The organism is Ignavibacterium sp. (assembly GCF_025998815.1).
Lineage (GTDB): Bacteria > Bacteroidota > Ignavibacteria > Ignavibacteriales > Ignavibacteriaceae > Ignavibacterium.
On the sequence record NZ_AP026678.1, the window covers coordinates 1,493,742 to 1,520,735 of the forward strand.

Consider the following 26,994-nt stretch of genomic DNA (forward strand, 5'->3'; position numbering starts at 1 on the left):
ATTCAGTAAATGCTTTTTGTAATTCTATCGAATCGAAGTGCATTAAAGAAATCCCAAAATCCGGTTTCAATATTCGGATTGATTGACCAGTAAATCATCCAGACTTTCCCGATAATTTCATCTTCAGGAACAAAGCCGAAGAATCTGCTGTCAACACTCTCAAATCTGTTATCTCCTAAAACAAAGTAGTAATCTTTCTGAATGATGTATTCTGTAATTGGTCTTCCTTTGTAAGTGATTACTGTTCCTTCAACATTAATAAATTTTCCACCTGATTCATAATTTATAATTGGTTGCCAAATTGAAATATTCTTTGGATTTATCTGAATTGTATCGCCTCTTTGCGGAACTTTAACAGGACCGTAAAAATTTATTTTCCAGGTTTTGTCATTAAACGGATAAAATTTTTGTTCAGCTTTATTGTAGAAGAAAGGACTATTAAGATTAAAAGTAACCGTCGAGGGATTATTAATTTCTTCATCATTTATAAAAACTGATCTGTCTTTTAACTGAACAGTTTCACCAGGCAAAGCAATTATTCTTTTTACAAGATCGTACTCAGTTAAAGAAGTATCAACAAGAAACTCATTCATCTTAAAAACTACAACATCATTTCTTTCAGGTTTCTGTCTTTTAAAAATTCTGAACGATGGAATCTTAAACGGTGTGAATGGGAATTTATCCGGTGTTTTTATCTGATACGAAGATTTTTTAACAAGAACAAAATCACCTTCAATCAATGCATTTCTCATTGAAGAAGAAGTTATATGATAAGCTCCAAGAAAAATTCCTTTAATAATTATAAGTGTAAGAAAGAAAATTAATACGAACAAAAAAATCTTCAGCTTAGATTTTTTCTTTACTGCCGGTTTGTATGCCTGTGCTGACAATTTACATCCGTTTATTCGTCAATTTGTAATACTGCTAAAAATGCTTCCTGCGGAATTTCAACATTACCAACCTGCTTCATTCTTTTCTTACCTTCTTTTTGTTTTTCAAGAAGTTTTCTTTTTCGTGTTATATCACCGCCATAACATTTAGCAAGAACATTTTTCCTTAATGCTTTGATTACTGATTTAGAAATTACTTTTGTTCCAATTGCTGCCTGAACATTTATCTCAAACATTTGTCTTGGAATTAAATCCTTTAGCTTCGAACAAACTTTCCTGCCCCAATCATAAGCTTTGCTTCTGTGAACGATCATTGATAGTGCATCAACCGGTTCACCATTGAGCAGAATGTCAAGCTTTACAAGATCACTTTCACGATATCCGATAAACTCGTAATCAAAAGATGCATAACCACGAGTTACTGATTTCAGCTTATCATAAAAGTCAAAGATTATTTCTGACAAGGGAAATTCAAATTGTAAATCAGCTCTTGTCGGATCGATGTAAGTTGTATTTTTATAAACACCGCGTTTGTCCATCGCAAGTTTCATTATGTTTCCGACATATTCACTTGGAGTAACAATCTGAGCTTTCATATATGGTTCTTCAACATGATCAATTTCACCAACCGGAGGCATTTCTGCAGGATTATCAACAATTATTTTTTCGCCTTTCTTCGTATAAACGATGTACTCAACATTCGGTAGTGTTGTAATTATTGATTGGTTGTATTCACGAAGCAATCGTTCCTGAACGATTTCCATATGAAGCAATCCAAGAAAGCCACAACGAAAACCAAATCCAAGTGCAGCGGAAGTTTCAGGTTGATATACCAAAGCGGAATCGTTCAATCTGAATTTTTCAAGTGCGTCTCTTAAGTCTTCAAAATCATCCGATGAAGTTGGATAAAGTCCACTGTAAACCATTGGCTTTACTTCTTTATAACCGGGCAGAGGTTCAGTAGCGCCATTTTTAGAGTGTGTAACCGTATCACCAACTTTAGTGTCGTGAACATCTTTTACACCAGCAATAAGATAACCAACATCACCGGCAGTGAGCTGTTCAGTTTTAATTCTCTTGAGTCCAAGCACACCAATTTCTTCGGCATCAAATTCTTTATTTACTTTAAAGAACTTAATTCGCTCTCCGGTTTTCAAAGTTCCATTAACAACACGAATGTAAGCTATTGCACCACGATAGGAGTCGAACAGAGAATCAAATATCAGAGCCTGCAGCGGAGCTTTTGGATCGCCGGTTGGAGGAGGCACTTTGCTAACTATTGTTTCAAGTAATTCTTCTATTCCGATTTTAGCTTTTGCACTAACAAGATGAATATCTTCTTTGTTACAACCAAGCAAATCAATTATTTGCTGAGATACTCTGTCAATTTCAGCGCTTGGTAAATCAATTTTATTAATGACAGGAATGATTTCTAATCCAGCTTCTATTGCTAGATAAAGATTGCTTATCGTTTGTGCTTCTACACCTTGTGCAGCATCAACGACGAGAATAGCACCTTCGCAGGCAGCAAGTGATCTCGAAACTTCATAAGTGAAATCAACATGTCCGGGAGTATCAATCAGATTAAGGATATAATCATTTCCATCCTTTGCACGATAGTGCATTTGGATAGCGTGAGATTTAATTGTTATTCCGCGTTCTCTTTCAAGTTCAAGATCATCTAATATCTGATCTTTCGCTTCTCTTTCTGAAACTACTCCGGTTTTTTCCAGCAGACAATCTGCAATTGTTGATTTACCGTGATCTATATGAGCTATTATGCAAAAATTTCTAATGTTGTTCATCGTTTCCCTTAAATTCAATGCAAATATAATGATAAAATGAGAACCAAGATAAGACTGAAGATAAGCATCAACATTCAGTTTTTAGCTGAGCTTTGCTTTACTATTGTATCGTAGATAATACCTTCTCTCAAGGCATATTCGGAAAGTGTGATATTTTTTATTTCAAATAAATCGAAAACTGTTTTCAGAATAATTATTCCTGCAGGAATTATATCTACGCGCTTTAATTCCATACCCGGTAATGAAATTCTTTCAGCAGGAGTCTTTCGTCTGATAATTTCTTTATAAACAAAATTCAATTCATCAGAAGTGAATGTCATTTTGTTGATTGATTTTCTTTTTGGTTTATTGAATAACTCCTGAACAAGAATTGCTGCAGCTACAATTGTTCCTGATGCGCCAATCACCTGATCAATTTTCTTTTCGCTAATTAAATATTTGATATAGCTGATTTGTGCCTGAACATAAGATTGACAAGCTTCGACTGATTCTTTCTTGAGTATGAAATCGGGGAAAAACTTTTTGCTTAGACGAACCGCACCAATCTTAACACTTTCGGTTATGACAGGATTTCCTTTTTCAGCATAAATAAACTCAGAACTTCCACCGCCGATATCAATGCATAAAACATTTTTTTCTTTTACATCAATAGCATTCATAATTCCATAAAAAATAAGTCTTGCTTCAGTTCTTCCGTCAACGACTTCAATATCAATCCCAATTTTATCTCTGACTGCTTTAACAAACTTATCTTTATTCTCTGCTTCACGAACCGCACTTGTTGCAACAGCTCTGATTGAAGCTCCGTAGTGTTCTGCAAGCATTTTGTAATTTTTCAGAATGTCAATTGCTTTTTCAATTTCACCTTCTGAGATTACTGAAAGATCTTCACCTTTATGTGAACCAAGTCGAATGACTTCCCTTTGCTTATCAAGAAGTTTGAATGTGTTATCACTCTGAACTTCAACGATTACGAGATGGAAAGAATTCGTTCCAATATCGATTGCAGCAATTCTGTTATTAGTTTTCATCTTTTGCTCTGCTTTTAATAATTTGGCTTGCAAGCTCATAAACATCCTGAACTGTTATATCATCAATTAGTTCTGATTTACGAATAAAATGTTTATTAACACCAATCGGTGCCCAGTTATATGGATTTGTCGGACCGAACAAAGAAATCTGCGGAGTTTTAGTCGAACCTGCAATGTGCATAGTTCCTGTATCGTTTGTGATGAATAAATCTGCCTGAGAAATCAATGCAGCAACCTGAGATATTTCCATGTTTTTGAATACAGGCAGATGAATTTTTGATTTTGATTTGACATAATTCAATTCTTCATTATCAGCGTCACTTCCTGTAAGAAAGAAAGTGCAATTAAAGTTCTGATTCAGAAGTTCAATCAGTTCTACATATTTCTGCAATGACCATCTGTTCTGCGGTTTACCAGCACCAACATGAAGTCCAATAATAAATGATGAATTGTCTTTTTTAATTTCACTCAGAAATTTTTTTGCAACAGAGATGTCATCATCATCGAAATTAATTTCTGAACTGAAGTCATTTGTATCTATTCCAAATGGTCTTACTAGATCAAGAATTCTTTCTGCAACATGTGAATCGGGGTGTTTTCTCCAGTCAATGTTAATTCTTCTGTCAAAAAAGAACTGACTATCATTCAATTTTCCATCAAGAGATTTTGGCCCAACTCTAATTTTCGATTTGGAAATTCTTGCCAGAAGGTTACTTGTAAAAGAAATCGAAACAGTAACCGGAACAAAGACAACATCATATTCTTTGCGTAAGAGCTTTATTAATTTTATGAAATAATTCGGATTGAAAAGTTTTGATTTATCAAATACGAAAAGCTCTTTTATGAACCGGTTCTTTAATAGTCCTTTATAATTTTCTTTACTGAGAATTATTGTGATTGAAGAATCAGGATACTTTTCTTTGATAGCCCGAAGTAAAGATATACCAGCAAGTAAATCTCCAAGTTGATTATGCTGTCTTACAATTAATATTTCCTTTATTTCTCCGAGATCGTTTGAATGACTTTCAGGAACTTCGAAAAGTTTTTTTAGAAATGTGAGTAACAGGTTAGATAAAAAATTCTTCTTTGCCATTCATTTATTTTTTTTCTTTATCGTCCTTTATTTCGGTGTACTTTGCCTCTTCAACATCTTCATACTTTGATTTAACTCTTTTCTGTTCGCGAACTTTTGTTTTAACATCGCCTGAAGTGTAACCTTTGATAAAGTTTCTTACAATTCTGTAAACAAGAAAGAATAGCAGAAGGTATAGCAATAACCTTAACATTATAAAACTCTCCGTGTTTCAGGATTAAAGTATTCAATCAATCCTCTGTCTTCTCTAAAAATCTGCCGGAATAATTCTTCAAAATCATTTTCATTATTGACAAAATCAATTTCAGTTGAGTTGACAATCAAAAGAGGTGTCGCATTATAACGGAAGAAAAAATGATTGTAAGCTTCACTCAATTCTTCTATGTAACTTCTTGTCAGATTTTTTTCAACTGCTCTGCCGCGCTTTTTAATATTGAACATCAAACGATCAATACTTGATTGAAGAAACACAACCAAATCCGGTTTACGAAGAGTGCGGGCAAGCAAAGGATAAAGTGATTCGTATAATTTTAATTCATCACCTGTTAGATTGAGATAAGCAAATATTCTGTCTTTTTCAAAAATATAATCTGAAACAATGTAGTTTGAGAATAAATCCTCCTGTATAAGTTCTTCCTGTTGCTTAAATCGGTTTATGAGAAAAAACATCTGAGTCTGAAAAGCATATCTTCTTCTGTCATTATAAAATTTTTCGAGAAAAGGATTTGTTTCAAACTGTTCAAGAACTATTCTTGCATCAAGTCGTGCTTTTAGTTTTTTTGCAAGAGCAGTTTTACCGGCTCCAATTACACCTTCAACAGCAATGTACCGAAGTTCAGAGTTGTTATCCAATCTCTTTCTCCTCTTTTAAAATTTTTTCATCAATCTTTGAAATAATTGTTCTGTCTTTAATCTGATTCAAAAACTGTTTAACAGTCATTTTGTAAACAGGATGAATAATTTTATCATCAATTTCAGCTAATGGTAATAAAACAAAATCTCTTAAATGCATTCCCTTATGTGGCAAAGTTAAAACATCATCAGATAAAATTAAATCGTCAAATAAAAGAATATCGAGATCAATCTCACGAGGTCCCCAATGTGCTCTGTGAATTCTTCCAAGCATCAATTCAAACTTTTTCAGCAATTCAAAAAGTTTATATGGAGTTAAGACAGTTTGAATTTTAATCGCTGCATTATAAAAATTTTGCTGATTGTGATTCCCGAATGGTAAAGATTCATATAAAGATGAAACCGCAATTAACTCAATTCCTTCTGTCGCGTTAATCAGATTTACAGCTTTCCTGATGTTATCAATTCTGTTTCCTACATTGGAACCAATACCAATAAAAGCTGTATGTTGTTCGTGAGACATTATAAATCTTTTCTTTCTTTTATAACTTCTACTTCAACACAGTCAACAACGCCTCCAAGCGGAGGATTGTTTTTACGAATTCTTACAGCAACCTTGTTAATCGTCTGAAAGTTAATCAGTAGTTCATCGGCAATTCTCATTGCAAGTGCTTCAATCAGATAATATTTTTGTTCGAGAGCCATTCGATATAAAAACTTATAAACTTTATGATAATCTATTGTGTCAGTCAGCGAATCTTTGCGGGCAGCTTTTGAAAAATCCGTATAGATATCAACATCTGCTTCAAATTTACCACCGACACTTTGTTCTTCACTCCGAACTCCGTGATAACCATAGAATGTAGCTTTTTTAATCCGTATAATGTTTTCCATAAGAATCCTTTTTCGACAGTGCAAAGTTAAGAAATCTGTTTACAACAATTATCTAAATTTTTATTTCTTTTGCCTTCTGAAAAGCAATTCCATAAAGGTTTGCTATTAAAAGTCCGATGAGAACCATGGACGAACCAATCAGGTGCTGAGTTGTAAGAACTTCATTATAAAATATCCAACCAAGAATTAATGCAACTATCGGAGTTATGAAAGCAATCAATGAAAGTATAACAACATTAATCCGTTTCATTAGCCAATAGAATGCGGTGAAGGTAACCACACTTCCAAACAAAGCAAGATAAAGAACTGCAAAAATTCCTGCTTCGTGTAAAGAAACTCTTGACATATCTTCAGCGAGCAAACCAATCAATGTTCCTGCAATTCCTGCAATCAACATTGGAATAAAATTCATTGAAAGCGGATTGAGATGTTTACCATATTTTTTAAGTGTCACTGCAATGTATGCCTGCATTATTCCACTTAACATAACTGCGAACATTCCGAGCAGATAATCAGAAATTGTAAAAGAAAATGAATCAGAAAAAATGACTACTATTCCTGCAAATCCTAAAATCATTCCGATAGTTTTTCCGATTCCGATTTTTTCATTTGGAATCATAAAATAAGAAAAGATTGCAACGAAGAAAGGATAAACTCCAAATAGTACTGAAGCAAGTCCTGAAGGCACAAACTGCTCAGCCCAATAAACTAAGCCAAATGGAATTACAAATGATAAAAATCCCATTTGAAGATAAAGTTTTACCGACAACTTATCTTTTTGAAGAGTGATTCCTCTTAGTCTCATTACAATAAAAATTGCAATTGAAGCGATTATGAATCTTAATCCACCTGAAAGAAACGGAGTAAACGACTCAAGACTGATTCTTATTGCAAGCCAGGTTGAGCCCCAGATAAAACAAAGCAATAAATAAGTAAAAATTATTTTAAAGGTTTCTCTGTTCATTTCTTAATTGCAATCAATCCAAGTGACCTGCCGGATTTAACTCCATCGCGTCTGTATGAATGAAGAAGCTCATTATATTCAAAAGTACATAAATCAGATTTCTGAATGTTTGATGATGGTATTCCTCTTTTTATCAACATATCATAATTTGCACCAGCAACATCAAGGTAAAATTTGTTATTAATTAATTTCAAATATTTTCCGTCAAATTGTTCGGCAACTTCTTTACCTACTTCATAATTAACTTGTGATATTGACGGACCGATGTAGACAAATAAATTTTCAGGTTTACAGTTAAAATCGTTTAAAAGTATTTGTAATGTTTTATCAACAATTTTTTCTTTAGTACCACGCCAACCTGAATGAATGGCAGCAATTACTTTTAGCTTGAAATCATAAATGTAAACAGAAGTACAATCTGCTGCGGAGATTACCAAACCAAGATTAGTCTTATCAGTTATCATTGCATCGCTTTCACCACAAACACCAGGAGAATTGACTATTGTGATAATATCAGAATGAATTTGTCTTTGAAATGCAATATTACCGGAAGTTAATCCAAAATAATTAAAGAATGCTTCTCTGTTTTCACGGACTAGTTCTTCATCATCTCCGACAGAAAGAGATAAATTGAAAAAGTATGGTGATTTTCTGTCTAACCCAATTTTGGTGCTAAAGCCGCAAACTATTTCCGGAAATCTGTTGAAGATATATGGTTTTATTACGAACAATCTGAATCTTTCAAAAAATTGTGAGCAAATTTAACTGAAATCATGTTCTTCTTAAACTTTATGATAAGGCAAAGTAAAGAATAATTGAGTGAAATTTTAATTAGTGTTATATTAAGCAACCAATTTTTAGAATAAAGGAAACCGAATTGAAAATACTAGTATCAAACGATGACGGAATTGACTCAGCCGGAATACAGGCACTTGTAAAGTCGTTACGGGAAATTGCTGATGTTACTGTAGTTGCTCCTCATCAGGAACAAAGTGCAGTTGGACACGCAATCACAATGCAAACTCCGTTGAGAGTTTTTGAATATCATAAAGACGGAAAATTTTTTGGTTATGCTATTGATGGAACTCCTGCCGATTGTGTTAAAATCGGAATAAGAAATTTGATGACCGAACCGCCCGACTTAATGGTATCCGGAATAAATCATGGTTCAAATACTGCAATCAATATTATTTACTCGGGAACTGTTTCCGCAGCAAGAGAAGCAGCAATAATGGATGTGCCTTCAATTGCAATTTCAGTTACAAGTCATTCTGTTATGGATTTTACTTTTGCTGCAAAGGTTGCCAAAATGCTTGCACTTGAAGTTCATAAAAGAGGATTGCCAAAAGGCACAATGCTTAATGTAAATGTTCCCAACCTGCCTGAAGAAAAAGTTGCAGGAATTATTGTGACAAAGCAAGGAAAGTCGAAGTGGGATGATGTTTATGAGAAAAGAGTTGATCCTTATGGAAGAAATTATTATTGGCTTACAGGCAATCTTGTTGAAGTTGATCATTCGCTAGAATACGATCAGGCAGCGATAAGAAATAATTATGTTTCCGTAACTCCAATTCATTTCGATCTCACTGATTACAAAACTTTCGAAGAAATGAAACAATGGAAAATTGAAAATCTTCTGAATGCCAAAGCTCATCGAGATATTTCAAATTGACGCTTTTACTTCTGAACCATTTAGTGGAAATCCGGCTGCAGTTGTTCTTGATGATTTCTTAAAAGAATCTGAAATGAAAAGAATTGCTGCTGAAATGAATCTTTCAGAAACAGCTTTTCTTTCAAGTTCTGACAAAGCCGATTTTAACTTACGATGGTTCACTCCAAAGATGGAAGATAATTTATGTGGACACGCTACTATTGCTTCACTTCATTTTCTATTCGAAAAAAATCTGATTAAAGAAAATTCAGAAATCACTTTTAATACTAAATCAGGAATTATTCACGCAGGAAAATCTGCAAACCATTACTGGATGCAAATTCCTGAAACAAGATTTAATAAGATCACAAAAGATTTTAATGAACTTTTTTTCGCTTTAGGATTAAGTACATCAAAGGTTAATAAAGATATTTTTGTTTCGAACAGGAAATACCTTTTTATTGGAGTTGATAATCTTCAAACTCTGTTTAATCTTGAAATTGATTTTGTAAGACTTTCAAAAATTATTTCTTCACAAAATGATTACACTGATATAGCAGTATATTCAATGGAAACTTTGGAAGCAGATTCTGTGGCTCACTTAAGATTTTTCGCTCCTGCAGAAGGAATATTGGAAGATCCTGTAACCGGTTCCGCAGCAGGTCCTTTATTGATGTTGCTTTATCAGCGAAATCTTATTAATAATTTTTCAGACAACAGAATTTACAAATTAGAACAAGGAGACATTCTCAACAGAAAAGGTCGGGTTGGAGTTTCATACAATCAGAAAAATAATATTTTGAAAATTCACGGAAATGCAGTAACCATTCTTAAAGGAAATTTAATAATCTGATGTTCGGTTATGATAAAATAGAATTCAGTTTTTCTTTTAGCTGGATAATTTTTGTATTACTGATTTTAATAGCTCTTGCTTATTCAGTTTATGTTTATCGGTTTACACTTCCACCTGTTTCAAATCTTAAACGATTTTTTCTTGCATTATTAAGATTCCTGGCTCTGACAGTTTTAATTCTTGTATTCTTTGAGCCAGTTTTAACTCTTGTTAAAAAAGTTAAAGCACAACCGGTAAATTTGATTTTTGTTGATAACAGTAAGTCAATGCAGATTAACGATGGAACTCAGAGAGTAGAAAAAACTCTTTCACTTTTAGATGAATTAAGTAAATCTGATTTGAAAAATAATTTGCTTTTCTATTCCTTCGGTTCTGATGTAAAGCAAATTGAAGGAAATAATTTTTCTAATTCACTAAACTTTGATGAAAGTTCAACTAACTTCACAAAAATTTTTAATCCGGAGTTATTCAGAAATAAAAATATTTCTTCGATATCCATTATCTCAGATGGAGTAATTACTGAAGGAAGTACACCAACTTATCAGGCAGAAAAATTTGGTAAACAGGTTTTCACAATTGCAGTTGGAGATAGTAGCAGAAAAAAAGATGTGGCTATTAAAAATGTTTTGTTCAATGAATATATTTATGCCGAAACACCAACAACTATTTCAGCTACTGTTATAAACAATGGATTTGCAGGACAATCAATTACTGCTTCGCTGTTTGAAGGTAATACTCTGATTGAACAACAACAAATTTCTCTTGATAACAGTGGTGTTAATTCAATTAACTTTAATTATACACCAAAGGAAAGCGGCGAAAAAAAACTTACTGTGAGAATTAATAATCTTGAAAACGAAACTTCTACTGCAAACAATGTATATCCTTTTTTTCTGAATGTCCGTAGCAATAAAATAAAAATCCTGATTGTTGCAGGTAGTCCTTCGCCGGATTTAACTTTTATTAAAAATGTTCTTCAAAGAGAAAATAATTTTCAGGTAAACACATTAACTCAAGCAGTTGGTTCTTCATTTCTTGAAATAAACTCAAATCAGAAGATTGATAGTGCCGATGTAATTTTTCTTTTATCGTTTCCAACAAAAGAAACTTCACAGGAAATTTTTAATCGCATCAGAGATAAAATTCTTAACAAGAATACTCCATTTTTCATAATGTTGAATAATGCTGTTGATCTTGCAAAGCTTTCTCAAATTTCGAATGTTCTTCCTGTTGCAATTCAAAACTTTCGTGGTGATTATTTAATTGCACAACCTGATTTAAATTCAGATGAAACGAATAATCCGATAATTTCTGCAAACATTAATATTAATGACTGGAATAATCTTCCACCGATTATTTATTCGGTCGGAACAATTACCGCAAAAGCAGAAAGTAAAGTACTTAGCTTTATCAAAGTTGAAACAAACAGACTAAAGCAACCACTGATTGTTTCAAGGAATCTTGCCTCCAAAAGAAGTTTGTGTTTTATCGGAAAAGATTTTTGGAAATGGAAACTTCAAACTGCAACAAAGAATATTGGATTGTATGATAATCTGATAATAAATATTGCAAAGTGGCTAAGCGTTACTGATGAGCAAAAACAATTCAAGGTTAGAACGATTAGGAAATTTTATTCGGCAGGTGATGATGTTGAATTCGTTGCCGAGCTATACGACGAAGCACTTAATCCATTGAATGATGCTGAAGTTGAAATTAAAATCAAATCATCTGACAATGAGTTTGATTTACAATTGAATTCAATAGGCAATGGATTGTATGAAGGAAAAATAAAGTTGATGAAACCCGGTGATTACAATTTTACAGCAACATCAAAGCTTAGTGGAAAAACATATAAAACAGATTCAGGCAGATTTAATGTTGGCGATATTGACATCGAAATGACAGACACCAGAATGAATTATGAAATGCTAAACGATCTTTCTTACCGAACTGACGGCAAATTATTTATGCCCGAAGAAGTAAATTCACTTATTTCTGAATTGCGCAGGAGTATTAACAAAGTTTCGGATGAAAAAATAGTTGAGTCGCAATTTAAATTATGGTCTAATGAATGGATGCTTGTAATTGCTGTTCTACTGTTTAGTCTTGAGTGGTTTATCAGAAAACAATCAGGAATGCTTTGATATCATATGCGAAACGAATTCTTAACCAAGATATTCGATTTCTTTCTTCCACGAATTTGCCCTGCCTGTAATCAAAAGCTTAAACATTCAGAAGAGATAATTTGTGATAATTGTTTTGATAAATTAAAACTTGCACATGAATCTCTCATTGAAGAAGAGTATCATAAAAAATTTTCTGCTAAAAAATATATAAGTGATTTTCATCCTGTTTTTATATTTGAAAAGGATCGTGAAGTTCAGCACATTATTCATGCATTAAAGTATAACAGACATTTTAGTGTCGGAATATATTTCGGGAAGATCATTGGAAATCAGATCAAAGATAAACTCGACAATTGGAAGATTGACCTGATTATTCCTGTTCCACTTCATAAGCTTAAAAAAGCTGAAAGAGGTTATAACCAATCAGAGTTTATTGCAAAGGGAATTTCAGTTCAGACAGGAATTCGGTGGAACAAAAAAATTATAAGCAGAAAAAAATATACTGAAACACAAACGCATCTTACTGCGGAAGAAAGACAGCTAAATGTTAAAGATGCATTCAAGATAAAAGATAAGGATGCAGTTGATGGAAAAAATATTTTGCTCGTTGATGATGTTATCACAACCGGTTCAACAATATCTGAGTGTGCACATCAGTTAATTCTTGCAGGTGCAAAAAATATTTATGCAACTTCAATGGCAATAGCTGAATAAATTACATTTGCTCAGGAGCAGAAACTCCAAGAATACTCAAACCATTTCTGATTACAATTTTAACAGCATTCACCAAAGCTAAGCGAGCTTCAGCAACATCTTTTTCTGAACCAAGTATTCTTCTGAATGTATAAAATTTATGAAACAGAGTTGCAAGTTCTTCCAGATAAGTGCAGATTCTATGCGTTTCAAAATTCTCGGCTGCATAAAGAACCTCTTCTTTAAAAAGATTTAACTTTTTAAGAAGCTGTACTTCTTCAGGTGAATTGAGTAAATGCAGATTGTTATAATCCGGCTGAAGATTTTCTTTCGCAACAGTTCTGATAATTGAGCAAATTCTTGCGTGAGCATATTGAAGATAGAAAACCGGATTTTCATCAGATTGTTTTTTTGCAAGTGTTAGATCAAAATTCATGTGCGAGGTGACATTCCTCATATTGAAAAAATATCTTACAACATCTTTTCCGACTTCATCAACCAATTCATCTAAAGTTATGTAATTAGCTTTTCGGGTTGACATTTTTACAATCTCACCGTCTTTTATAATGGTTACAAACTGATGAATCAGCACTTTGACTTTATTAATATCATAACCGAGCGATTGAAGTCCGGCTAAAACATCAGGATATGTTGCATTATGATCAGAACCAAATAAATCAACCATCAAATCATATCCACGCTGAAATTTTGTGATGTGATATGCAATATCTGGTAATCTGTATGTTGGTTCACCTGTAGATTTAACAATAACTTTATCCTGTTCTTTTCCCAATTCAGTAAGCTTTAACCAAACAGCTCCATCTTTTTCATAAGATAAATTTTTCTCTTTAAATATCTTTAAAAGTTCATCAATCTTTCCTTCTTCATACAAAGAATTTTCATTAAAGAAAATTTTATGATTAATGTTAAGATTGTTTAAAGACTTTTTTATGTCTTTAAATATTTCTCTTTCTGCGGTTTGTTTGAAGATTCCTTCAGCATCCTCATTTTTAAGCTTATCACCATATTCCTTGAACAACATCATAGCAATATCTTTAATATATTCTCCCTGATAATAATCTTCAGGAAATTCAATTTTCTCACCAAGAATTTCGAGATAACGCAATCTTACAGAATCACCAAGCACACGCATTTGTCTGCCGGCGTTGTTGAAGTAATATTCGCGATCAACTTCATAACCAATCCACTCAAGTAAGTTTGCAACTGTATCACCAACAACAGCGTTTCTTCCGTGCCCGACTGTTAATGGTCCGGTTGGATTTGCAGAAACAAATTCTACATTTGCTCTTTTGCCTTTAAATTTATCAGAGCGACCAAAGTTTTCATTTTCTGATACTATCTCTGATATAATTTTTGAAAAGAAAACCGGATTGAAAAAGAAATTTATAAATCCGGGACCAGCAATTTCTACTTTCAAAATTATGTTTGAATCAATCTCCAATGAACTGATTATAAGCTGTGCAATTTCTCTGGGATTTTTTTTCAACTTCTTTGATAAAAGCATTGCAGCATTGGAGGATAAATCACCATGCTCTTCTGATTTAGGAATATCAAACTGAAGAGAAATTTCTTTTAGTTCAGGAATTTTTAAAGCTGCCTGATTAAAAAGATATTGTAAATATTCTTTCAACTTTTACTACTCTTTCTTCTGGTTGTGGTTTTGGTTTTTGTGGTTGAAGTTTCTTTAATCTTAACTTCCTTTTGTGGTTCATCTTTTTTAAGTGCAGGATCTTCAACAATCCAGCTTGGTGCATCACCCCAAAGTTTTTCAAGATTATAAAACTCTCTGGCTTCTTTTCGAAAGACATGAACAACAACATCAACATAATCAAGCAAAACCCATTGCAGTGCTGTGTAACCTTCTTTGTGCCAGCATTTTATACCTTCATCACGAAGCTTATCATCAATTTCATCTGCAATTGCTTTAACCTGAGTATCTGAGTCCGCCGAGCATATTACAAAATAATCAGCAAATGAAGCGAGGTTTTTTAAATCAATAATCTTAACATCATAACCTTTTTTATTAAAAACGAGATTAGCAATTTTTTCTGCGAATACTTTTGAATCCAAGTTTTCTCCTTAATGATTTAATAAATTGTTAAAATCTTTTCCAATGACTAATGTAACATCCAGATAATAATTTTTATTGAACTGCTGAATTACATTCGATTTCGGAATTCCGATTGAGTCAGCTAATGAATAAGCATAATCTTTATTACCAACCCTATCAATTACAAATGAGTTATCAATATCGAATGAAGCGAAGTTCCCGGTCTTAACAACATCAAATTTTTTCGAGCGAAGCAAATCAGTGAACTTGTCGGCAAGTCCTGCAGTGCCACATGCATTAAGAACTTCAACCTGAATGATATGAGAAGTTTTATTTGCCGGTTGTTTTTCTTTTTCAAAAAGCGGAAGAATTTTTGTTATAATTACTATTAACAATGTAACCGATACTGCGGCGAGAAGCAGATTAATTACTGCGAGGAATTTTTGTTGCTGACGGGATTTCTTACTTGTATTAAATACTTCCTGATTGTCGATGTTATTCACCTCTTAATTAAAATCCGGAAAAGTAATCATTATAGAAAGGGTTATAATAATAATTTCTGTATCCATTATAAGGATTATTAAATAAATAAGGCATACTTCTGTATTGCAAAGTAATGTAAACATCATTCCAAGGTCTATAATTAACCGCTGCACGACTGATATATAATCCGTTTATACTGCTCTGAAAATCTTTTCCAAAAGTGCTGTAAGGTGAGTTCACAATGCTTGCATCAAGTTGAACATTTAGATTATCACTGAATTTGTACATCATACTATTTGTATAAACACCGAGTGCAATTCCTTGTCCAGCAAATGCAGAATAAGACATACTGAATGAATGCTTCATTGAGAAGTTTTCGCTGTTAAGAAAATCAAAAAGAAAATTTGATGATTTATTATAAATCCCATCTCTCGGAGTTTCTGTAGGAAATCCGCTATCTTTAAATTGAGCAAATGATAAAGATGAAACTAAACTCATTATAATTAAAAACTTTTTCATATTCTTCTCATTCTTTTTTTGAATTTTAATGCTTTATTAATCCAAAATCAACCGATTACTTTTTCAACTTAAAATATAAAACTTGTCATAACTGCTGTTCAAATATAATCAAGCTGATGACTTTACTTCAACAATCTGAAAATTTAGACGAAGAATTATTGATTTAGTTATTGACAATTAAAAATTCTTTTATAGATTTGCACAGAAAATTTTATGAAACACTTTACTGAGTCATATCGTTATTATTTCAATTCACCAATTATCAATTGGTGGTGGTGGAATTCTGTGTAACGATATAACTCAGTGAATTGAGAACTAATAAGTTTGTAAAACCCTTCTCAGCACTGAGAAGGGTTTTTTGTTATGTAATAAAAATTTCTGAATTAAAATTTTATGGAATTAAAAAGATTTAAGGAGCTTTCTGAAAATTTTAATCTCATTCCGGTTTACGAGATTATAACCGCAGATTTACTTACACCGGTTCTGGCTTATGCAAAACTTCGTCAGAGTGGAAAGCAAAGTTTCCTGCTTGAATCCGTTCAGGGTTCATTGAATATGGCAAGATATTCTTTCATTGGAATTAATCCTGAGAAAATCATTCTTAACAGAAAAAATGTTGTGACCGAAATAAAATATGGAAATTCACAAGAACATTATGAAAATATTTTTGACAGATTGAAAAAAGAAACAGAGAACATCAGGCAAGTACATCTTCCTGAATTACCAGAATTCACTGGCGGTTTGGTTGGATTCTTAGGTTATGAAAATATTTCACTGATAGAACCTGTTGTTGAATTTAAGTATGAATCTCAGTTCGGTTACGATTCAAACTTTGGTCTGTATAAAACTATCATAGCCTTCGATCACTATAAACACCAGATAATTCTTATCAATAATACCTATGTAAATAATGATTCAAATCCAGATGAGCTTTATTTTCAATCTAAGGAAACCCTTTCTGAGCTGAAAAAAATATTACTCAATAGTACTGTGAAAATTGGGAAATTCAGACTCAAGGATAATTCAGAGCAATATTTCGATAAGCAAAAATTTTACGACCTTGTAGAAAAATGTAAAGAAGAAATTCGTGCTGGAGAAATATTTCAGATAGTTCTCTCAAAAAGATTTTCAAGTGAGTTCAATGGTGATTTAATAAATGTTTACCGTGCTTTGAGAATAATCAATCCTTCACCTTATATGTATTTTTTAGAAAATGAAGACGGATTTTCAGTGCTTGGTACTTCGCCTGAGGATTTACTTCGCATAAAAAACAGAAAAGCAACTGTTCTTCCGATTGCAGGAACAAGAAGAAGAGGAAAAGATGAATCTGAAGATATTCAATTAGAAAAAAATTTATTGAACGATCCCAAAGAACTTGCTGAGCATACGATGTTAGTTGATTTGGGACGGAATGATCTTGGTCGTGTTTGCAAATATGGAACTGTAAATGTTTCAGAGTTTATGAAAATACAACGCTACTCACATGTAATGCATATTGTTTCAAAAGTCGAAGGTGATTTGAGAGATGATGTTCATCCGATTGATGCATTAAAATCATGTTTCCCTGCCGGAACAGTAAGCGGAGCGCCAAAAATCCGTGCAATGCAACTCATAAGCAAATTTGAAAATGAAGAAAGAAATATTTATGCAGGAGCTGTTGGATACATCGATTTCTCCGGTAATCTCGATATGTGTATCGCAATCAGAACCTTGTTTGCAAATGGAAATACAATTTACTGGCAGGCAGGTGCCGGAATTGTTGCCGACAGCGTTCCGGAAAAAGAAGCGCTTGAAATAAATAATAAATCAGCAGTAATGTTAAACGCATTAAAATATGCAGAGGTAATTGATGAAAATTCTGGTAATTGATAATTACGATTCATTCACATACAATCTTGTTCAACTGCTTGGAAGTTTTGATTGTGAGATTATAGTCAAAAGAAATGATGAAACAGATGTGAATGAAATAAAAAAAATTAATCCGGATAAAATTCTTATTTCTCCGGGACCGGGTAAACCTGAAGATTCAAAAATTTCACTTGATGCAATTAAAAACTTTGGAAAAGAAATTCCGGTGCTTGGAGTTTGTCTGGGTCATCAGGCAATAGGAATTTGCTTTGGTGGAAAAGTGATTCGTGCTTCAAAGCTAATGCACGGAAAAACCAGTAAAATAAAACACAACGGTAAAGGTGTATTCAAATCACTTCCGCAAAATTTTGTCGCAACAAGATATCATTCGCTTATTGTTGATAAAAAAACTTTACCTGAATGTCTGGAAATTACAGCAACTTCTGATGACGGAATGATAATGGGAATAAGACATAAAACTTATCCTGTCGAAGGAATACAATTTCATCCTGAATCGATTCTGACGACTGAAGGAAAAAACCTGATTAAAAACTGGTTGGAGGCAATATGAAACAGGTAATCGAAAAACTACTTGAAGATTCACACCTTTCATTTGATGAAGCATACAATGTTATGACTTCAATTATGGAAGGAAAAGCTACTCCTGTAATCATTTCATCTTTCCTTACTGCGATGAAAGCAAAAGGTGAAACCGCAGAAGAGATTGCAGGATTTGCCAAGGCAATGCGTGAGCATAGCATAAAAATTAAATGTGAAAATCCGGATGTAATTGATGTATGCGGAACAGGTGGAGATAATTCCGGAAGTTTTAATATTTCAACTGCTACGGCTTTTGTTGTTGCAGCATGTGGAGTTCCGGTTGCAAAACATGGTAATCGTTCAATCAGCAGTAACTCAGGCAGTGCAGATGTTCTTAAACAACTTGGTGTTAATATAAATATGTCACCACAAACAGCAGAAAAAGCATTGAATGAAGTTGGAATAACATTTTTGTTCGCGCCCGTTTATCATCCCGCAATGAAATTTGCTGCACCAGTCAGACAGGAATTAAAAATCCGGACCGTATTTAATATTCTTGGTCCTTTGACAAATCCTGTTTCATTAAAAAGACAAATGATTGGAACATTCAACAATGAAACTGCAAAACTACTTTGTGAAGCAGCTTCACATCTGAACTATGAAAGTCTTTCGGTTATCTGTAATAATAATCAGTATGATGAAATTTTTCTCGAATATGAAACGAATGTATTTGAGCTAAATAACCAGAAAGAAATTATTAATTACAAACTGAATCATAATGATTTTAACTATGAACAAGTAAGTAAAGAAAATCTTAAAGGTGGAACACCTGAAGAAAATGCCAGATTGATGCTGGATATTTTTAAAAATCATAAAAAGAACGGAGCATTTCACACTGTTTGTGCAAATGCAGCTTTGGCTTTGAAAATTTCAGGAAAGTATTCTTCCCTTTCTGAGGCAGCAATTGCTGCAGAAGAAGCTATTCTAAGTAACAGAGCTTATGAAAAGCTTGAACAATTAATTCAAATCTCAAATAGTTGATATATGAATATTCTTGAAGAAATTGTCGAAGTTAAAAAAGAAGAAGTAAAAAATCTTAAAAAGAAATATTCTTTTAACTCATTTAACTCAATGGAATATTTTTATAGTCAAACGAGAAGTTTGAAAAAAGTTTTATCTAATCAAAAGAAAATTTCAATCATTGCTGAAGTAAAAAAAGCAAGTCCATCAAAAGGCATAATACAAAATAATTTCAATCATATCAGAATTGCAGAAACATATCAATCAGCCGGTGCTGATGCAATATCAGTTCTTACCGATGAAAAATTTTTTCAGGGACATATAAATTTTCTCACTGATATCAGAAAACAAACAAACATTCCCTTACTCAGAAAAGATTTTCTGATAGATGAATATCAAATTTTTGAAGCTAAAGCATTCGGTGCTGATGCTATTCTTTTAATCAGCGAAATTCTTTCTGCAAATCAGATAAAAGATTTAACTGATTGCGCAAAAGAAAATAATCTTGATGTATTACTCGAACTTCACTCTGAAAATGAAATCATAAAGATTGATTTTAACAGAAATGATTTAATTGGAATTAACAACCGTGATTTGAAAACATTTGAAGTTGATTTGACAACAACTGAAAAAGTTCTTAAGAAAATTGATAAAAAAATTATTTCTGTTTCTGAAAGTGGAATCAGTAAAAGAAATGACATCGAATACCTTAAATCAATTAATGTTAACGCAATTCTTGTAGGAGAACATTTTATGCGCTCAGAAAATCCTGCTGACGAACTCAAACAATTCACTGAATGGTGCAATTATGAAAATTAAAGTCTGTGGAATAACAAATCTTGCTGATGCTTTGCTTTGTGAAAGTCTTGGTGCTGATGCACTCGGGTTTATTTTTTATGCAGGAAGCAAAAGACAAATTATGCCCGATGAAGCATCTGAAATAGTTAAACACTTAAATCCCTTTACCGTTAAAGTCGGAGTATTCGTTGATGAAAATCCGGTTCTGATTAATGACATAGTTAGAACTGTTGGTTTGAGCATGGTTCAATTGCACGGTGGAGAAACACCTGAGGATATTAGCTTAATAAATTCGCCAGTTATTAAAGCATTTCGTGTTGATAGTAAATTTGATTTTTCAGTGCTTGAATTTTATTCAAACTCTTTCATACTACTTGACTCATTTGACAAAGAAGAATTGGGTGGAACGGGAAAATCTTTTGATTGGTCAGTAATTCCTGACAAATTAAAATCAAAAATTATTTTGGCAGGTGGAATAAGTTCAGAAAATATTGAAGAAGTCTTTAAGCAAGTAAATCCAAAAGCAATTGATATATCTTCTTCGCTTGAAGAATATCCGGGTAAAAAGAATAAAGAAAAAGTAATTCAGTTTTTTAATAAAATTAATTCTTTAAGGAGAAATTATGCTGATAATGATGAGCTTAAACTCACCTCGTGAGCATATTGATAAAGTAAAAAACAAAATCATCGAACACGGCTGCACGCCACATGAAATTCCTGGCTCGGAAAAACTGGCAATTGGAATTACAGGACCATCGTCAACTTTAACAATTGAAGATTTCCTTACATTAGATTCAGTTGAAGAAGTTGTGCGCGTTTCAAAACCTTACAAACTTGTAAGCAGAGAGATGAAGCGTGAAAGCACTATTATTGATGTTGGTGGAATAAAAATCGGCAATACTAATCTTGCTGTAATTGCCGGACCGTGCTCTGTAGAAAGTCGTGAACAGATTTTTGATATTGCATCCGAGCTGAAAGAGATGGGAATAAAATTACTTCGTGCAGGAGCTTATAAACCAAGAACAAGTCCTTATGCATTTCAGGGATTGAAAGAAAAAGGTTTGGAATATCTTGCAGAAGTAAAAGAAAAACTCGGAATGAAAATAGTTACCGAAGTAAAGGATACTGAAACTCTTCCGCTTATTTCACAAGTGGCTGATGTAATTCAGATTGGTGCAAGAAATATGCAGAACTTCTCTTTGCTTGAAGCCGTTGGTAAAATTGATAAACCTGTTTTATTAAAACGCGGACTCGCAGCTACAATTGAAGATTTACTTATGAGCGCTGAATACATTCTATCAAAAGGAAATTATAATGTAATACTTTGCGAAAGAGGCATTCGAACTTTTGAAACATATACAAGAAACACACTTGATCTTAATGCTGTTCCTGTAGTAAAGAAAAATTCTCACTTACCTATAATTGTTGATCCATCTCATGGAATTGGCATTTGGGATAAAGTGAAACCAATGGCAATGGCAGCTGTAGCTGCCGGAGCAGATGGATTGATAATCGAAGTTCACAATCATCCTGAAAAAGCTTTGTCAGATGGATATCAATCCCTAACTCCGAAACACTTTAAATCTTTACTTGATAAACTTGTTGAATTAGCTCCCGTAGTAGATAGAAAACTCGAGTTGCACTATGATTAAAACATCTTACAATCAACCTGATTCTAAAGGAAAGTTTGGAAGATTTGGTGGAAAGTTTGTTCCCGAAACTTTAATCACACCGCTTCAACAGCTTGAAGAAGCTTATCTGAACTTAAAAGATGATAAGAGTTTTAATGACGAACTGAATTATTTAAATATAGAATTCACAGGCAGACCAACTCCTTTGACTTTTGCAGAGCGATTGACAAAACATTTCAGCAAAGCAAAAATTTATCTGAAAAGAGAAGACCTCTGTCATACAGGTGCACACAAAATAAATAATGTTTTAGGCCAGATACTTCTTGCAAAATATTTAGGAAAGAAAAGAATCATTGCAGAAACAGGTGCCGGTCAGCACGGAGTTGCAACAGCAACTGCCTGCGCAAAGTTTGGTCTGCAATGCGTTGTTTATATGGGCGAAACCGACATCGAAAGACAGAAGCCAAATGTTTTCAGAATGAAACTGATGGGCGCTGAAGTTATTCCCGTTAAATCCGGTAGCAGAACTTTGAAAGATGCAACGAATGAAGCAATAAGAGATTGGGTTACAAATGTTGAGGATACTCATTACATAATTGGTTCAGTTGTAGGACCGCATCCTTATCCAATGATTGTGCGTGATTTTCAATCAATAATCGGAAAAGAAACACGCAAACAAATTATTGAAAAAGAAAATCGTCTGCCCGATTATCTGCTTGCTTGTGTTGGTGGTGGTAGTAATGCAATCGGAATGTTCTTCACTTTCATTGGAGATGATAAAGTTAAAAAGATTGGAATAGAAGCTGCAGGAAAAGGTTTAGACACAGATGAACATTGCGCAACTTTAACTAAAGGTCGTGATGGAATTTTTCAGGGAATGAAAACCTATTTACTTCAGGACGAAGCTGGTCAGGTGCGTGAAGTTTATTCTATCTCGGCGGGACTTGATTATCCGGGCGTTGGTCCTGAACATAGTTTTCTGAAAGAAGAAAATCTTGTTGAATATTTTTCAATTACTGATCAGGAAGCGATTGAAGCAGTAAAACTACTTTCTCAAACTGAAGGTATTATTCCCGCGCTCGAAACCGCACATGCAATTGCATATCTGAAATATCTTTTACCGCAAACTAATGAAAATGAAATTGTAATTATAAATCTTAGCGGAAGAGGTGATAAAGATTTAAATACTATTATGGAATTCTTATGAGCAAAATAGAAGCAACTATTAAAAATGATATATCGAATGGAAGAAAAGTTCTTTCAGTTTTTCTGACTGCAGGATTTCCTGTTGTTGATGGATTTTCAGATTTGGTTTTAAAGACATTTGAATCCGGTGCAGACATGATCGAATTGGGAATTCCATTCAGCGATCCAATTGCTGATGGTCCGGTTATTCAACATTCATCTCAGGTTGCTATTGAGAATGGAATTACTTTAGAAAAAGTTTTTCTAATCGTTAGTGAAATCAGAAAACACTCAGATAAACCAATTATTCTAATGGGTTATGCGAATCCGATTTTAAAATTTGGTGTTACTTCATTTTTTTCAGCTTGTAATGAATTAAAAGTTGATGGCTTGATTATTCCGGATATTCCATTAGAAGAATATGATTCATTCTTTGATCCTTCTGTAAAAAACATTGATACAATTTTGTTGGTTAGTCCAACATCAGATAATTACAGAATTAAATTAATTGGAGAAAAATCCAGAGGATTTGTTTATTGCGTTAGTGTTAAAGGTATAACCGGAGAAAGAAACTCAGTTTCTCAGGAAAGCTTAGACTACATCAAAAAAGTAAAAACGATTTTACCCGACAAGAATATCTTAGTCGGATTTGGAATTTCTAATCCGCAGATTGCAAAGCGTTTCGCATCTGTGTCAGATGGAGTAATTGTCGGAAGTGCGGCAATAAAATTACTCGCTGAGAATAAATTTGAAGAGATGTTTTTTCTTCTCAACTCAATTAAAAATGAGTTAAGTTTTCAGTGAACAGAAAAGATTATGTTATCAAAAATTAATCTTTTTACTTAATTACTGGAGCGAACAGGATTATGCTTCATACAATCATTTTATATTTTTTATAATAATGAAGTTTAGTCTTCAGATTTTTTAATAAAAAAAGAGCGGACATTTTATCCGCTCTATCAACTTTTCATACCTTATTTCTAAATCCTACTTGAGCATTACCATCTTCTTCGAAACAGAATAATTTCCTGCCTCAATTTTGTAGAAGTAAACTCCACTCGAAACAATTTCGCCATTATCATTCTTACCATTCCAGGTAACTTCATAAGTGCCGGGAACCTGATAGTTATTCACTAACTCGGCAACTTGTCTACCCTGAATATCATAAACGATAATTTTAACATTTCTTCCTTCCGGTAAAGCGTAACGAAACTTTGTAGAAGGATTAAACGGATTAGGATAATTCTGGCTAACTTCAAATTTATCTGGGATTATGTTGGTAATTTCTGCAACTGATGTTGTCGTTTGAATAGTTGCACGGAAGAAGTATGTTTCATTCCAAGCAGACCAGCTTATACCATCATAGTCCCATGCTCTTCCGTTGTTTGTAGGATCATAACCAAATGTAGGTCTGTCTGTTCCATTATACTTTAAGCCAATGAAGAATTCATTGTTAACAGTAATGTTATATGATGTTAAATCTGTATTATCCCAACCGGGAACTGAAGCCGCTGTTTTGAAAGGATGATTAATTAAATCATATCCGGGAGTACCACTATTGCTTGACATTACAATTGGTTTATAAGTTGCATTACCTTGTACAATACTCACAAAATAAATCTGCATATTTATAAGTTGAGCATTGCTTAAAGTTGGAGTCATTCTGTTTGCAGAACCCTGATTATTATTAGGCCAGTAATAACCGCTTGTAGGAGTTCCATCATCATAAATTAATTGAGCAGTCTGAGTTCCGCCTCCACCTCCAAGAGTTGCGACAAACATACTTCTGCCGTGTGTTGCTGCAAATATTTTGTTATCTGAACTTCTGTAATCAAGATCAAACACTGGTACATTGCCCATCGAGCCATTATCCTGAGTCCAGGAATTTCCTCCATTTGTTGTTGTAAATACACCAAGGTCAGTTCCCACAAAAAGATTATTTACATCACCAGGATTTACTAATACACAATTGACTGGTATGTTCGGAAGATTTCCGCTGATGTTTGTCCAGTTAACTCCGTAATTAGTTGTTTTGAATATCTTGTTTCCGGATGAATAACCTGAGAATGTAACAAATGCGGTTGCTGAATTATTGGTTTCGGTTGCAATTCTGGTAACATAAAGATTTGGTAAACCTGAATTACGAAGATTCCATGTAGAACCGCCATCGGTTGATACCTGAACTCTGCCATTTGTACATCCGACATAAATAGCCGGAATTCCACTGCCAACAATAACCGTTGAAATCATAGCACCACTTTGACCCGAGCCATCTCCGGTTAAATCACCGCTGATTGCTGTCCAGCTTGAAGCACCATCCATAGTACGCCAGACTCTGTAGGTTCCGCCTACAATTATGTTGGGATTACTCGGCGCCATAGAGAAAGGAGTTATGAATAATGTTCTGTCAGTTGTACCATCATAAAAATTCGGACCGGTTGGTATTCCATTCATTGCCTTGAAGAATGTAGCACCACCGTTTGTAGATTTGAAAAATGCAAAGTTCACATATTCCATATAAATATTATTTGTATTGTTGAAGTCCACTTCAGTAGCTCCACCATCTCCGCCAAGTATTTCAGTCCAAATAACTGAACCACTTGCTTTCAATGTTCCATTATCCTGTGTTCCGCCATAATAATTAGTACCGGTTGGAGCAACAGCACCATAATAAAACTGAGTTATCGGAAGATTATAATTTATTGCCGTCCAGGTTTCACCTTTATTTGTGGATTTGTAAATTCCACCATCATTACCTAAATAAACTATATTTGAATTAGAAGGTGCGAAAGCATAAACATGCTGATCAGCGTGAACATAAGGTGGTGCTCCACTTTGTGAATACCAGTTTGTTTTCTGTGTCCAGCTTGAACCAGCATTTGTGGTTTTCCAGTTATCAATTCCGCCTGCAAGTAAAACATTTGGATTATCTGGATCCACAGCAAGAATATGATCATACCATCCTTGACCACCTAAGTATGTCGATGCACCTGAAAATGACGGACCAGGAATATTAACTGCCGACCAGGATAAGCCGCCATTAGTCGTTACGATAAAATGACCAGCACCATAAGTGCTTAAACTCATAAATGAAGCATAAGCAACGAGTGGATTTGATTTTGATACAGCGATTTCGATTCTTCCCATATTTGCCTGTGAATAATTTTGAGTGAAGTTCGTCCCACCGTCTGTTGATAACCAGATTTCGGATTGATTAAACAAACCAAATGTTGAATAAATTCTAACCGGAGAAGTGTACGCAATTTCAATATCAGTACAATTCACATCAGCACCACCACTTCCGGTAAGTAAACCAGTAAATGAATTTCCACCATTGCTTGAAACAAACAAACCTTTTCTTGTAGCTGCATAAAGATTTCCGGTTGTAGCGTCAATATCAAGATCATTCACATAATAATAATTAGAGTTATTTGTTGCGGACAATTGTGTCCAGGTATTTCCTCCATCTGTTGATTTAAAGATTCCGGCACCTCTGATTGCATCAAGATTAAAAAAGCCCTCACCAGTACCAGCATAAATTATGTTCGGATTATTCGGATCAATGACCAATGCACAAACTGCCAGATTATCATTCAAACCAACAAGTGGCATCCAATTACTTCCACCGTCAATAGATTGCCAGACTCCACCGGCAACCGCACCAAGATATACTACATTCGGATCCGACGGATGAACAGCAATTGCTCTTATTCTTCCGCCAACATTTGATGGACCGACCTGTGTCCAGCTTAAAGCATTTGGTGATAGCTCAGTTCTTCTGTTGTGAAGTTGAATGTGTCTGTATGCTTCTTCTCTCCAGTTATCAGGAATAGAACCATTAGGATAAGCTCTTTGCTCATAATACCAAAGCAATGCTTTATCCGGTTGATCATTTTTCAGATTTGCCCGTTCCTTTTTCATTTTAATTTTGTATTCGAGATAATCTGAATAGGTTTTTTCATTTGAACTTTCAGTGGTAAAAATCTGAAAGCCAATTATGACTGCACCAAGAGCAATCATAAGAATGATTAATGATTTCATTTTGCC

General features: G+C 33.8%; 27 protein-coding genes. 12 read left to right on the plus strand and 15 right to left on the minus strand.

The window, feature by feature from the left end; translation table 11 throughout:
• Positions 1–2: 2 nt before the first annotated feature.
• The 10 genes from lepB to pgeF form a co-directional block, all read right to left on the minus strand.
• The gene (gene lepB, locus Q0X14_RS06445) at positions 3–890 is read right to left on the minus strand and encodes a signal peptidase I (protein WP_297844089.1); all 888 of its coding nucleotides are present in this window, start codon (positions 888–890) and stop codon (positions 3–5) included.
• A gap of 11 nt (positions 891–901) precedes the next feature.
• Positions 902–2,695 (minus strand): translation elongation factor 4, encoded by a 1,794-nt coding sequence (lepA, locus tag Q0X14_RS06450; protein WP_297844093.1) that lies wholly within the window; start codon positions 2,693–2,695, stop codon positions 902–904.
• 74 nt (positions 2,696–2,769) lie between these two features.
• Positions 2,770–3,726 carry a hypothetical protein gene (locus tag Q0X14_RS06455; RefSeq protein ID WP_297844094.1) on the minus strand — a complete coding sequence of 319 codons (957 nt, stop codon included), beginning with the start codon at positions 3,724–3,726 and terminating at the stop codon, positions 2,770–2,772.
• A complete protein-coding gene (locus Q0X14_RS06460) occupies positions 3,716–4,819 on the minus strand; it encodes a glycosyltransferase family 9 protein (RefSeq protein ID WP_297844097.1) in 1,104 nt (367 codons plus the stop codon). Before Q0X14_RS06460 ends, Q0X14_RS06455 begins: the two co-directional genes overlap by 11 nt.
• A gap of 4 nt (positions 4,820–4,823) precedes the next feature.
• Entirely contained in the window at positions 4,824–5,012 is a 189-nt protein-coding gene (locus Q0X14_RS06465) for a hypothetical protein (protein WP_297844100.1), read from the minus strand.
• Positions 5,012–5,671, minus strand: a complete 660-nt coding sequence (locus Q0X14_RS06470; protein WP_297844103.1) for a deoxynucleoside kinase — start codon at positions 5,669–5,671, stop codon at positions 5,012–5,014. Before Q0X14_RS06470 ends, Q0X14_RS06465 begins: the two co-directional genes overlap by 1 nt.
• Positions 5,664–6,194, minus strand: a complete 531-nt coding sequence (gene folK / locus Q0X14_RS06475) for a 2-amino-4-hydroxy-6-hydroxymethyldihydropteridine diphosphokinase (RefSeq protein WP_297844105.1) — start codon at positions 6,192–6,194, stop codon at positions 5,664–5,666. The genes Q0X14_RS06470 and folK overlap by 8 nt, the downstream gene beginning before the upstream one ends.
• Positions 6,194–6,565, minus strand: coding sequence for a dihydroneopterin aldolase (gene folB / locus Q0X14_RS06480; protein ID WP_297844108.1), 372 nt, complete (start codon positions 6,563–6,565; stop codon positions 6,194–6,196). Before folB ends, folK begins: the two co-directional genes overlap by 1 nt.
• Before the next feature lie 52 nt (positions 6,566–6,617).
• Positions 6,618–7,529, minus strand: coding sequence for an EamA family transporter (locus Q0X14_RS06485; protein WP_297844110.1), 912 nt, complete (start codon positions 7,527–7,529; stop codon positions 6,618–6,620).
• Positions 7,526–8,260 carry a peptidoglycan editing factor PgeF gene (gene pgeF, locus Q0X14_RS06490; protein WP_297844112.1) on the minus strand — a complete coding sequence of 245 codons (735 nt, stop codon included), beginning with the start codon at positions 8,258–8,260 and terminating at the stop codon, positions 7,526–7,528. The genes Q0X14_RS06485 and pgeF overlap by 4 nt, the downstream gene beginning before the upstream one ends.
• A 146-nt stretch (positions 8,261–8,406) precedes the next feature.
• Here pgeF and surE point away from each other — a divergent pair, with 146 nt between their 5' ends.
• Genes surE through Q0X14_RS06510 form a run of 4 tightly spaced genes read left to right on the plus strand, consistent with a single transcriptional unit; the run spans position 8,407 to position 12,873 of the window.
• The gene (gene surE, locus Q0X14_RS06495; protein WP_297844114.1) at positions 8,407–9,201 is read left to right on the plus strand and encodes a 5'/3'-nucleotidase SurE; all 795 of its coding nucleotides are present in this window, start codon (positions 8,407–8,409) and stop codon (positions 9,199–9,201) included.
• Positions 9,170–10,033: a PhzF family phenazine biosynthesis protein gene (locus Q0X14_RS06500; RefSeq protein ID WP_297844118.1), complete on the plus strand. Its 864-nt coding sequence runs from the start codon at positions 9,170–9,172 to the stop codon at positions 10,031–10,033. Before surE ends, Q0X14_RS06500 begins: the two co-directional genes overlap by 32 nt.
• Complete coding sequence (locus Q0X14_RS06505; protein ID WP_297844120.1) at positions 10,033–12,177, plus strand: hypothetical protein; 2,145 nt, start codon at positions 10,033–10,035, stop codon at positions 12,175–12,177. The genes Q0X14_RS06500 and Q0X14_RS06505 overlap by 1 nt, the downstream gene beginning before the upstream one ends.
• Before the next feature lie 6 nt (positions 12,178–12,183).
• Complete coding sequence (locus tag Q0X14_RS06510; protein WP_297844123.1) at positions 12,184–12,873, plus strand: ComF family protein; 690 nt, start codon at positions 12,184–12,186, stop codon at positions 12,871–12,873.
• Position 12,874: 1 nt separating this feature from the next.
• On the opposite strand, the gene argS is transcribed toward Q0X14_RS06510, so the two are convergent.
• Genes argS through Q0X14_RS06530 form a run of 4 tightly spaced genes read right to left on the minus strand, consistent with a single transcriptional unit; the run spans position 12,875 to position 15,925 of the window.
• On the minus strand, positions 12,875–14,503 hold the full coding sequence (gene argS, locus Q0X14_RS06515; protein ID WP_297844125.1) for an arginine--tRNA ligase: 1,629 nt from the start codon (positions 14,501–14,503) through the stop codon (positions 12,875–12,877).
• Entirely contained in the window at positions 14,500–14,943 is a 444-nt protein-coding gene (gene rsfS, locus Q0X14_RS06520) for a ribosome silencing factor (RefSeq protein ID WP_297844128.1), read from the minus strand. Before rsfS ends, argS begins: the two co-directional genes overlap by 4 nt.
• Positions 14,944–14,952: 9 nt before the next feature.
• The gene (locus tag Q0X14_RS06525) at positions 14,953–15,426 is read right to left on the minus strand and encodes a LytR C-terminal domain-containing protein (protein WP_297844131.1); all 474 of its coding nucleotides are present in this window, start codon (positions 15,424–15,426) and stop codon (positions 14,953–14,955) included.
• A gap of 7 nt (positions 15,427–15,433) precedes the next feature.
• Positions 15,434–15,925: a hypothetical protein gene (locus Q0X14_RS06530; protein ID WP_297844133.1), complete on the minus strand. Its 492-nt coding sequence runs from the start codon at positions 15,923–15,925 to the stop codon at positions 15,434–15,436.
• Between the two features lie 393 nt (positions 15,926–16,318).
• On the opposite strand from Q0X14_RS06530, the gene trpE reads away from it, so the two are divergent.
• Genes trpE through trpA form a run of 8 tightly spaced genes read left to right on the plus strand, consistent with a single transcriptional unit; the run spans position 16,319 to position 23,751 of the window.
• Positions 16,319–17,794 (plus strand): anthranilate synthase component I, encoded by a 1,476-nt coding sequence (trpE, locus tag Q0X14_RS06535; protein ID WP_297844136.1) that lies wholly within the window; start codon positions 16,319–16,321, stop codon positions 17,792–17,794.
• Positions 17,775–18,344, plus strand: a complete 570-nt coding sequence (locus Q0X14_RS06540; RefSeq protein WP_297844139.1) for an aminodeoxychorismate/anthranilate synthase component II — start codon at positions 17,775–17,777, stop codon at positions 18,342–18,344. The genes trpE and Q0X14_RS06540 overlap by 20 nt, the downstream gene beginning before the upstream one ends.
• On the plus strand, positions 18,341–19,354 hold the full coding sequence (gene trpD / locus Q0X14_RS06545; RefSeq protein ID WP_297844142.1) for an anthranilate phosphoribosyltransferase: 1,014 nt from the start codon (positions 18,341–18,343) through the stop codon (positions 19,352–19,354). The genes Q0X14_RS06540 and trpD overlap by 4 nt, the downstream gene beginning before the upstream one ends.
• A 3-nt stretch (positions 19,355–19,357) precedes the next feature.
• Positions 19,358–20,152: an indole-3-glycerol phosphate synthase TrpC gene (gene trpC / locus Q0X14_RS06550; RefSeq protein ID WP_297844146.1), complete on the plus strand. Its 795-nt coding sequence runs from the start codon at positions 19,358–19,360 to the stop codon at positions 20,150–20,152.
• A complete protein-coding gene (locus tag Q0X14_RS06555) occupies positions 20,142–20,789 on the plus strand; it encodes a phosphoribosylanthranilate isomerase (protein WP_297844149.1) in 648 nt (215 codons plus the stop codon). The genes trpC and Q0X14_RS06555 overlap by 11 nt, the downstream gene beginning before the upstream one ends.
• Complete coding sequence (gene aroF, locus Q0X14_RS06560) at positions 20,755–21,783, plus strand: 3-deoxy-7-phosphoheptulonate synthase (RefSeq protein WP_297844151.1); 1,029 nt, start codon at positions 20,755–20,757, stop codon at positions 21,781–21,783. The genes Q0X14_RS06555 and aroF overlap by 35 nt, the downstream gene beginning before the upstream one ends.
• On the plus strand, positions 21,776–22,969 hold the full coding sequence (trpB, locus tag Q0X14_RS06565) for a tryptophan synthase subunit beta (RefSeq protein WP_297844153.1): 1,194 nt from the start codon (positions 21,776–21,778) through the stop codon (positions 22,967–22,969). The genes aroF and trpB overlap by 8 nt, the downstream gene beginning before the upstream one ends.
• Entirely contained in the window at positions 22,966–23,751 is a 786-nt protein-coding gene (gene trpA, locus Q0X14_RS06570) for a tryptophan synthase subunit alpha (RefSeq protein ID WP_297844154.1), read from the plus strand. The genes trpB and trpA overlap by 4 nt, the downstream gene beginning before the upstream one ends.
• A 183-nt stretch (positions 23,752–23,934) precedes the next feature.
• Here trpA and Q0X14_RS06575 read toward each other — a convergent pair whose 3' ends face one another.
• Positions 23,935–26,988: a T9SS type A sorting domain-containing protein gene (locus tag Q0X14_RS06575; RefSeq protein ID WP_297844156.1), complete on the minus strand. Its 3,054-nt coding sequence runs from the start codon at positions 26,986–26,988 to the stop codon at positions 23,935–23,937.
• Between the last annotated feature and the right edge of the window lie 6 nt (positions 26,989–26,994).